Consider the following 8,054-nt stretch of genomic DNA (forward strand, 5'->3'; position numbering starts at 1 on the left):
TCAGAGTTACAGAGACAAAGTTACAGAGACAGAAGTTACTAGAACAGAGTTACTAGAGACGAGGACGTTGTGGGTGTGGCTTCGCAGGCACCGCGGGACTCCGCCGCGGGCCGGTCCGAGTTCGACGACCGCCAGCCGGTCCTGGCCGTTGTCGGACGCCCCAACGTCGGCAAGTCGACGCTGGTGAACCGGATACTCGGCCGGCGGGCCGCGGTCGTCGAGGACGTCCCCGGCGTGACCCGGGACCGCGTCGCCTACGACGCGACCTGGAACGGCCGCCGTTTCGTGGTGGTCGACACCGGCGGCTGGGAGCCGGACGCGCATGGGCTCGCGGCCCGGGTCGCCGAGCAGGCGCGCGCCGCCCTCGACACCGCCGACGCGGTGCTGTTCGTGGTCGACACCACCGTCGGGGCCACCGACGCGGACGAGGCCGTCGCCCGCGTGCTGCACCGCAGCGGGCTGCCGGTCGTCCTCGCGGCGAACAAGGTCGACGACTCCCGCGGCGAGGCCGACGCCGCCGCGCTGTGGAGCCTCGGCCTCGGCGAGCCGCACCCCGTCTCGTCCCTGCACGGCCGGGGCAGCGGGGACCTGCTCGACGCCGTTCTCGAAGCCCTCCCACCGGCGCCGCGGGAACGTTTCGAGGAGGTCGACGGCCCGCGGCGGGTCGCCCTGCTGGGCAAGCCGAACGTCGGCAAGTCCAGCCTGCTGAACAGGCTGGCCGGCACGCAGCGCTCGCTGGTGCACGACGTCGCCGGCACCACCCGCGACCCGGTCGACGAACTGGTGACGGTCGGCGGGGAGACCTGGAAGTTCGTCGACACCGCGGGCCTGCGCCGCCGGGTGCGGGAGGCCACCGGCGCGGAGTACTACTCGTCGCTGCGCACCGCCGCCGCGCTGGAGGCCGCGGAGGTCGCGATCGTCCTGCTGGACGCCGGCGAGCCGCTCACCGAACAGGACCAGCGAGTGATCACCATGGTGGTCGAGGCCGGCCGGGCCCTGGTGCTGGCGTTCAACAAGTGGGACCTGCTCGACGAGGACCGCCGGCTCACCCTCGAACGGGAGATCGTCCGGGACCTGGGCCGGGTGGCCTGGGCGCCGCGGGTGAACGTCTCGGCGATGACCGGCCGCGCCGTCGACCGGCTGGCCCCGGCGCTGCGGACGTCGCTGGAGTCGTGGGGGACGCGCATCCCCACCGGCCGGCTCAACGCCTGGCTGGGCGAGGTCGTGGCGGCCACCCCGCCGCCGTCGCGCGGCGGCCGGCTGCCCCGGGTGCTGTTCGCGACGCAGGCCGGCGTGCGCCCGCCGCGTTTCGTCATCTTCTCGACGGGTTTCCTGGAGCCGGCCTACCGTCGCTTCCTGGAGCGCAGGCTGCGCGAGGATTTTGGTTTCGCCGGAACGCCGATCGAGATTTCGGTCCGGGTCCGTGAACGGGGTGAGAAACGCCACTGAGCCGCCTGAACGAGACAAAGGAGCACCAACCATGAGATTGGTGACAGGTCGATTCTCTTGATTGCCGGTATCCGTCTGGTTGAGCGGTCCGCTGCACAGTGCCATGCTCGGTGGCAATGGGTGTGGGGCCTGATTCGCCGGGATGGCAGGTCGGCAGCTCGGCAGGTCGCGGGCTTCGGCAATGCCGAGACGAGTATGGATGAGCGAAAGAAAGCCTTCACGAGACGGGGCTGACGTTCCCGCGGCAGTGGCCGGCATAGCGATGGTCGCGCTGGACGCTCGAGGCGTGCTCACCGCGTGGACGGCAGGAGCCGGTCGGCTGCTGGGCTATCGTCCGGACGAGGTGGTGGGACGCGCCGCGGCGGACCTTCTTGCCGTGGACCTTCCGGCGTTGGCGCTACCCGGCATCGAGCGGCGGGAGGAGTGCAACGGCCGAGTGATGCTGCGGCGCCGGGACGGCCGCGCCGTCGAGGTTGACGTCCACGCGGCCCCGACGCACGGTACGCGGGGAAACAGCGGCTGGGTCGTGGTGGCTCTCGAGCCGGGCGAACCAGGTTCGCGCCATGACACGGCGGCGGCGCTCAAGAACTGGGCACTCGACCAGATGCCGATCGTCCTCGGGATCTACGACCGCGAGAAGCGCATGGTGGGAGGCAACGAGGAAGCGCAGCGCGTCATAGCCGCGCGGGAAGAGGCGGTACTTGGACTCCGTCCGGGGGAGATCTTCCCCAGCCTTATCGCCGACCAGGTCGAACAACTGATGACGCAGGTGATCCGCACGGGGGAACGGTCGACTCTGGAAATGGTCACCCCGCTGCCTGGCGAGAGCCATGCGCACGCCTGGTCGGTCTTCCTCTACCCGGTGAAGGATCCCGTAGGCACGGTGCGGGGGGTGTCGACAGCAGCCCTCGACACCACCACGCAGTACCGGGCCAGGCAGCGGCTGGCCGTCGTGAACGCGGCCAGCGTCCGCATCGGAACCACGCTGGACACGGTGCGGACCGCCCAGGAGCTGGCGGACGTGGCCACCGAGCAGTTCGCCGACTTCGTCAGCGTCGACCTGCTCGACTCCGCCGTCGGTGACAACGAGGCGGATCCGCGCCGGGCCACCGCAGGCGTGCTCCTCCGCCGTGCCGCACAGCAGTCCGTGCTGGATGGCTGCCCGGAGTCCGCGGTCGAGCCGGGAAAGACAGAGCGCTACGGCGAGGACTCGCCCATGGCCCGTGCCCTGGTCACCGGCAGGCCGTCGCGGTACGCGATCGACAACCCCGACATTCAGGCGTGGTTGGAGCATGACACGGCGCGTGCACGCAGTGCCCCCGCGTACGGGATCCATTCCCTCATCGTGGTACCGCTGCTCGCCCGCGGGACGACCCTCGGGCTCGCGGTGTTCCTGCGGCACCGCACCCCCGACCTGTTCGACACCGATGACCTGCTTCTCGCCGAGGAGATCACGGCCAGAGCGGCCCTGTGCATCGACAACGCCCGCCGCTACACCCACGAGCGCAACACCGTGCTGGCCCTGCAGCGGAGCATGTTGCCGCAGCGCACGTCCCCGCATGTGGCGGTGGCGGTAGCCTCCCGCCATCCGTCGGTCGCCTCCCGCCATCCGTCGGCCGGCTCCGGCTCCGGGGCCGGTGTGGGCGGTGACTGGTTCGACGTCGTCCCGCTGTCCGGAGGCAGGGTTGCCCTCGTGGTGGGCAACGTGGTCGGGCACGGCATCCAGGCGTTGGCCACCATGGGACGCCTGCGCCTGGCGGTCCGCACCCTCGCCGATATGGACATGCCGCCCGACGAGCTGCTCACGCATCTCGACGACCTCGTCCTGCGTCTGGCCGACCGAGCCGACCGGGAAGAAGGCCCAGGAGCCGAGGAGATGCAGACAGCAGCGGCCGGGGAGATCGGCGCCACCTGCCTGTATGCGGTCTACGACCCGCTCTTCCGCCGCTGCACGCTCGCTCGTGCCGGCCACCCCGTGTCCGCCGTCGTCGCCCCGGACGGCACGGTTGACTTCCCCGAACTGCCCGCCGGCCCCCCGCTGGGCCTCGGTGGCCTGCCCTTCGAGTCCGTCGAGCTGGAGCTGCCCGACGGCAGCCTGATCGCCCTGTTCACCAACGGTCTGATCGAGTCCGGCGAATCCGGTGCCGACGCCGGATTCGACCGGCTGAGCCGTGCCCTGACCGCCAGCGGCGGCACGTCCTCCCTGGAGCAGATCTGCGACAACGTGCTGGATGCGCTGCTGCCCGGCGGTGTCCCCTCCGACGACGTCGCCGTACTCCTCGCCCGTACCCAGGGCATGGACGCCTCCCAGGTCGCCATCTGGGACCTGCCCGCGGACCCGGCGGTGGTGGCCCAGGCCCGTCAGATGGCCACCGACCAGCTCGCCGCCTGGGGGCTGGAGGAGGCCTCCTTCGTCACCGAGCTCGTGGTCAGCGAACTGGTCACCAACGCCATCCGCCACGCCGTCGCGCCCATCCAGCTCCGGCTGATCCACGAGAGGAGTCTCATCTGCGAGGTCTCCGATGCCAGCAGCACCGCACCTCACCTGCGCCGCGCCCGCGTCTTCGACGAGGGCGGCCGCGGCCTGCTCCTCGTCGCCCAGCTCACCCAACGGTGGGGCACCCGCCACACCCCACACGGCAAAATCATCTGGGCCGAGCAGCCATTCCCGACCGGCCACTGACCGCTCCCGACGGGCCGCCGCCGGTCGAGGAGGGACTGTCCGGCGCAGCAGGCTCGCAGGCGGTAATGCGCGCTCCGCCTCCACGGTGAGGCGACGCACTGCTATGGCTGACGGCCGACCACCACCAAGGCGTATGTCCAGGGTAGGGCTGACCGGCGATCGGTCCCCAGATGGTCCCAACGCCCGCCCGGGTTGATCGACTGACCTGGCACCATGGAGACGCGAAAAAGACTGTTGACCAGGACCTATAGCCCTGTTCAGCAGCCTCGCTCCAGCGTCGGGACGACAGGATTTGAACCTGCGACCCCCAGACCCCCAGTCTGGTGCGCTACCAAGCTGCGCCACGTCCCGTACGTCGACCACGTTACCTTATGATCCGGCCGGCGTGGCAGGCACCCCGGCCGGTCGTCGCGGATGCCCTCCGCCGGCCGTCCGCCATGTCGGGGAAGCATGGGCCGTCGGTCCCGCCGCTGGTGAAGGCCGGCACCGACCGGCAGCAGGAAGCGCCGGGAAGCGCCGGGAAGCAGCGGGAAGGAAGCACCAGGAAGACGGGCTGCCGGGAGATCCCGGCGGGCGGTTGGCGCGGGGTCGGGGCGCCCGGGAGAGGAGGGATCCGGGTGGATGCGGCGGAGTTCGGCGGCGGCATCCACCCGGACCGGCCGGTCTGGGCGCGCTGGACATGCTGGACGTGCCAGGGCGGTTCAGCGTGCCCAGACCCGCTGGTTACTGCGTTGCGCGGTTCCTGCGGCGAGCGGCAAGGCCGGTGCCGAGCATCGCGGCACCGAGCCCGGCGCCGGCGACGGGAGCGATCGGGAACGACGGCGCCATACCGCCGCCACCCGCGTGCACGCCACCCTGCGGGACCGGCTCGGAGGACGGCTTCTGGGTGGCCGACTGGCCCTGCTGCTGTCCGGAGGACTGCCCCTGCTGGCCCTGCTGCTGCCCGGAAGGCTGGCCCTGCTGCTGGCCGGAAGGCTGGCCCTGCTGCTGGCCCTGCTGCTGGCCGGAGGACTGGCCCTGCTGGCCCTGCTGCTGGCCGGAAGGCTGGCCCTGCTGGCCGGACTGGCCCGGCCACTGGCCCGACGAACCGCCGGGTGCCGTTCCCTGGCCTCCCTGGCCGCCGGCTGCTCCCTGGCCGCCGGACCCCCCCGATGACTGGGACGAGGTCGCGCCGGGCCAGCCGCCTCCGGACTGCGCGGACTGGCCACCCGCCTGCTCGGGAGGCCGCGGGATCGGCCACTGGGTCGGCAGCTGGATGGGCAGCTGGGGCCATCCGGCCGTCTCACCGCCGCTCCCGGGCTGCCCGCCATTCTGCTGCTGGGTGGCCGCGGGCGGTGTCGACGAAGAGCCGGAATCCGACGGCCCGTCCGCGAACGCGGCTGTGGGGCCGAACCCCACGAAGAGCCCGGTGACGGCCGACATGGCCAGCATCACCACGCCCCGGCCGATTTTGTGCGTCATGACCTTTCCTCTTCTCTCGTACTGCGGCGGTATTGTTACCGCGGGCTACACCATAGCCATCTGATGTCCATGGGAAGGCGTGGAACACGATATGACCACGACGGGGCCGAAGATTGTCCGGCCGGCTCGATGGCTGGTTCTGATCGGAATTCTCCTGATCGGGGTGAGTGGTCAGAAGTTTGTTTCGTCCGAATATGGGAAACTGGTCGGGGTACCCGATGTGACGGCCGCTACGGGGAGCGCGGGACCCGACGCGAGGCTGGTGCCAGCGCCTGCGGCACCGCGGGATCCGGCTGGCGGCGAGTGGCGGCAGAACAGCCCACCGACTTTTCTGCGTATTCCGGAAGTGGGCATTTCCGCGCCGGTCGGGCCGGTCGGTCTCAACACGGACGGGACCCTCGAGGTGCCGACATCCTGGACCGACGTCGGCTGGTACGAATATGGGCCGCGGCCCGGCGACGTCGGCGCGTCCGTACTTGTCGGGCATTATGACTCGACGACCGGGCCGGCGGTCTTCTACCGTCTCGACAGGCTCAGGAAATCGGACACGATCGAGGTGAGCCGTGCGGACGGGACGGTCGTGCGGTTCACGGTCGACCGTATTCAGGATGTCGCGAAGGATGCGTTTCCGGCGGCGGAGGTCTATGGCCGGTCCGATCGTCCGGAACTACGGCTGATCACCTGTGGTGGTGCTTTCGACAAGAAAACCCACCATTATCTGAAGAACGTGATCGTGTACGCGCACGCCGTCGCCGGCCCGGCGTAGGCGGCCGCTGCCCGGCGGCTCGGCGGATGCCGACGAGCGGGACGTACCGCGTCGCCTCCCGTACCGGATAGCCGGATATGATCTTCGTGCGGTGATGGACGGGTGTTTGCGCCGGCGGGTGCCGGCGGTACGGAAGCGAGTGCGCCGGCTGCCGCGGTGGCAGCGGTCGCGCGGTGCGGGGGAGCGGGAGCCCGGGGCCGCGCTGCCGGGCGACGGGCACATGACATCAGCGTGTACGCTGCGTGAAGAGATGTATGCCATCTCTAGCGCTACCCTTCGCTGAGACAGGCGATCTCGGGGAGGGACCATGAACGTCTCGGTGTCACCGATTGTCCGCGCGGTTGCCGCGATCCGTGCGCCCGGTGCGATCGGAGTGCCCGGTGCGATCGGTGTGACCAGCGCGGACGGGGTGCCCGGGCATGCGCTCCCGCGCCGTCACGGGCGGGGCGCGGGGAAGGGCCCGTCCTCCCCACGGAGCGGGATCCGCCGCCCGCGGCACCGCGGGCGTGGGCGTGGGCGTGGGCCGACGTCACACGATGACCGGCGACGGGCTGCTGTCCGCCCGCGGGGCCACGGGCGCGGGCCGGCGTCCCCGATGTCTCGGACGTCTCGGACGTCCCGGACGTTCTTGAGGTCGCGGCTGGGCCTGCCGGCGGCGATACTCGTGGCGGCCCTGCTGGCCCTCACCGGATGCTCGGGTACGGACGAGGGGACAGTGCGCGCGCAGGCGTCACCGTCCGCGTCACCGTCCGTGGGAGCAGCCGGCGGCTCGCCCGGGACGACGGAACAGCGGAGCAGCGGGCAGTCCGGCAGCGGGCAGTCCGGCGCCGGCCAGGGAGCGGCGACGCCGGGTGCCACCGCGGGCGCGGCGGCCTTCCCGTACCAGCCGTTGTGGCCCTTTGCCAGCGCCGCGGACGCGCGGGCGTGGCAGACGGGCGGCGGCTCGGACGGGCACCAGCCATGGCACCTCGACCCGGCGGCCACCGCGTTGGCCTTCGCCCGTGGCTTCCTCGGCTTCACCGACATCGACCGGACGCTGGCCAGCACGGTGACCGGTGACGACGCCCGGGTGCAGGTCGGCTACGCCACCGAGGGTGGGCGTACCGGTGTCGCGGCCGTCGTCCATCTCGTGCGGTTCGGTTCCGGCAGCGGCGCGCCGTGGGAGGTCGTCGGTACCGACGACACCACCTTCTCGCTCACCCAGCCGGTCTACGGGGCGACCGTGTCGACGCCGCTGGCGGTCGGCGGCCAGATCACCGGTGTCGACGAGAGTATCCGCGTGCAGGTGCGGCCGGCAGGGGGTCCCAACGGCGGCCAGGTCGTCGGGGAGTACTGCTGCCTGCCCGCGGGCGGGCAGAACTCACCCTGGCGGGCGGCGGTGACGATCGACGCCCAGCCGGGCCAGGGCCTGGTCGTGGCCGCGTCCACGGGTGGCCACCTGCACGGGGTGGAGCGCTTCACCGTCACCGGCGTCCGCTACAAAGGCAAGTAGACGTATCCCATTACGGAAAGTAACAAAATAGGACGGATCATCATCCGGCTCCGGTCGTCCCGACCGACCCCCGACCCCCGACCCCCTGACCCCGGGATCTCGGCGGTCCCAGGGGCCGGAGGTCCCGAGGCCGGGGGTCCCGGAAGTTGGCGGCCCCGACCATGATGATCATATTGAATGATCATATGGCTGGGGCCCCGGCC

Annotated in this window: 5 protein-coding genes and 1 tRNA gene; 4 read left to right on the forward strand and 2 right to left on the reverse strand. The window is 71.2% G+C overall.

The features are described 5' to 3' along the window. Positions 1 to 75: 75 nt before the first annotated feature. Together der and NBX02_RS08580 are read left to right on the forward strand one after the other, a co-directional pair. A complete protein-coding gene (gene der, locus NBX02_RS08575; RefSeq protein WP_250286930.1) occupies positions 76 to 1,449 on the forward strand; it encodes a ribosome biogenesis GTPase Der in 1,374 nt (457 codons plus the stop codon). 262 nt (positions 1,450 to 1,711) lie between these two features. Next, on the forward strand, positions 1,712 to 4,132 hold the full coding sequence (locus NBX02_RS08580) for a SpoIIE family protein phosphatase (RefSeq protein ID WP_445548327.1): 2,421 nt from the start codon (positions 1,712 to 1,714) through the stop codon (positions 4,130 to 4,132). Between the two features lie 277 nt (positions 4,133 to 4,409). On the opposite strand, the gene NBX02_RS08585 is transcribed toward NBX02_RS08580, so the two are convergent. Both NBX02_RS08585 and NBX02_RS08590 read right to left on the reverse strand, forming a co-directional pair. Further along, positions 4,410 to 4,483 (reverse strand) — tRNA-Pro (locus NBX02_RS08585). 372 nt (positions 4,484 to 4,855) lie between these two features. Further along, positions 4,856 to 5,593 carry a hypothetical protein gene (locus NBX02_RS08590; protein WP_250290823.1) on the reverse strand — a complete coding sequence of 246 codons (738 nt, stop codon included), beginning with the start codon at positions 5,591 to 5,593 and terminating at the stop codon, positions 4,856 to 4,858. A gap of 91 nt (positions 5,594 to 5,684) precedes the next feature. On the opposite strand from NBX02_RS08590, the gene NBX02_RS08595 reads away from it, so the two are divergent. Together NBX02_RS08595 and NBX02_RS08600 are read left to right on the forward strand one after the other, a co-directional pair. Further along, positions 5,685 to 6,359 carry a class F sortase gene (locus NBX02_RS08595; protein ID WP_250290824.1) on the forward strand — a complete coding sequence of 225 codons (675 nt, stop codon included), beginning with the start codon at positions 5,685 to 5,687 and terminating at the stop codon, positions 6,357 to 6,359. A gap of 628 nt (positions 6,360 to 6,987) precedes the next feature. Then, positions 6,988 to 7,851, forward strand: a complete 864-nt coding sequence (locus NBX02_RS08600; RefSeq protein WP_250287452.1) for a hypothetical protein — start codon at positions 6,988 to 6,990, stop codon at positions 7,849 to 7,851. Positions 7,852 to 8,054 lie beyond the last annotated feature (203 nt).

The sequence above is a fragment of the Protofrankia sp. CiP1_Cm_nod1 genome, assembly GCF_920888515.1.
In the GTDB taxonomy this organism is placed as follows: Bacteria; Actinomycetota; Actinomycetes; order Frankiales; family Frankiaceae; genus Protofrankia.

Bases quoted from the DNA above. Each gene is read 5' to 3' on its own strand.
- NBX02_RS08595 (WP_250290824.1), top strand. From the start codon at position 5,685: ATGACCACGACGGGGCCGAAGATTGTCCGGCCGGCTCGATGGCTGGTT.
- NBX02_RS08590 (WP_250290823.1), bottom strand. From the start codon at position 5,593: ATGACGCACAAAATCGGCCGGGGCGTGGTGATGCTGGCCATGTCGGCC.
- NBX02_RS08580 (WP_445548327.1), top strand. From the start codon at position 1,712: ATGGTCGCGCTGGACGCTCGAGGCGTGCTCACCGCGTGGACGGCAGGA.